We start from the raw sequence: 1,073 nt of genomic DNA on the forward strand, positions 1-1,073 counted from the left end.
TCGTAAAGCCGCGCCAGGCGTTCCTCACTCTTTTGCAGGGCCCGGGTCCGCTCGGCCACCTGGGTTTCGGCATAATTGCGGCGGGTCAGGGTACTGTTGAGCACCCCGGCGATCAAAAAGGTGATGGCCAGGGTAGCGAACAGGGCAAACCATGACATCAGCGACAGGGACTCGGGATAGTGGCCGGGAACCGGTCGAATCAGCAGCGTCCAGTTTTGTTCGAGGAAATGCAGCGTGCGCCGGTCAACATTTTCCTGCTGTATCCACTGCGACACGTCTTCTTTTTGTGAATGCGGATCGGCAGGGTGATAGAACAGCACACGGTCGTCCGGTCCGTGGGTGATCGCGATATCAAGAGTGTGTTTGGCTGTGGTGCGATGCGAGAGCGCCGAGTCGATAAACTCGTCGACATCCAGCAGCAACATGACAAAGCCGCGCGGGATCAGCCCCTCTTCGGGATAGACGGGCATAAATAACCGGATTGATTGCATTGAACCGGTTTCTTCATTGTTTCGATCCGGTAATACCAGTGACCGTTGTTCGCGCGCGGCCGCGTCCAGTTTCTGCTGGAAAGCCGGTTCATCCGCCATGTCGATTCCACCCAGCGCGACCAGGTATCTGATGGGTTCGGCAAACTCCACCGGGTAGGTAAACGGGGCTGACTGGTAACGGGGCAGCCAGAAGACCGCTTTCAGATAGTGATGGCGCAGTGCGACATCCTGGCTGAAGCGTTTGAACTCATGCCGTTCCACTTCCTCGGAGGCATCGTACAGTCCATGCAATGCCTGCATGATTTTATCCAGCACATCGCCTTCGGCGTGAATCGCATTATAATGTTCATCAAAAGCCAGCTGCAGCTGATACTCGACGTTCTTTTGTTCGTTATCCCGGATATACAAAAACAGCACGAACGCCACCACCGTGCCCAGCACGATAATAACCATGCAGAGACGGTTCAGGTAGGAGCGCAGATCCAGGCTCAGCACGGGCCCCTCCTGCGATCGCTTGTTGAGGGCAGCTTTCTCATGGAGAGTAAAATACCATTGTTCGGGCCAGCTGACATGCTATGTCGC

The 1,073-nt window shown here is 55.6% G+C and carries 1 protein-coding gene; it reads right to left on the reverse strand.

Annotated features, from left to right (window positions below; translation table 11 throughout):
- On the reverse strand, positions 1 to 986 hold a 986-nt coding region (locus RI563_RS05945; RefSeq protein ID WP_310693446.1), incomplete at its 3' end, for a CHASE domain-containing protein.
- Positions 987 to 1,073 lie beyond the last annotated feature (87 nt).

Origin of the sequence: Thiohalophilus sp. (assembly GCF_031581315.1) — a bacterium.
Classification (GTDB): domain Bacteria; phylum Pseudomonadota; class Gammaproteobacteria; order UBA6429; family Thiohalophilaceae; genus Thiohalophilus.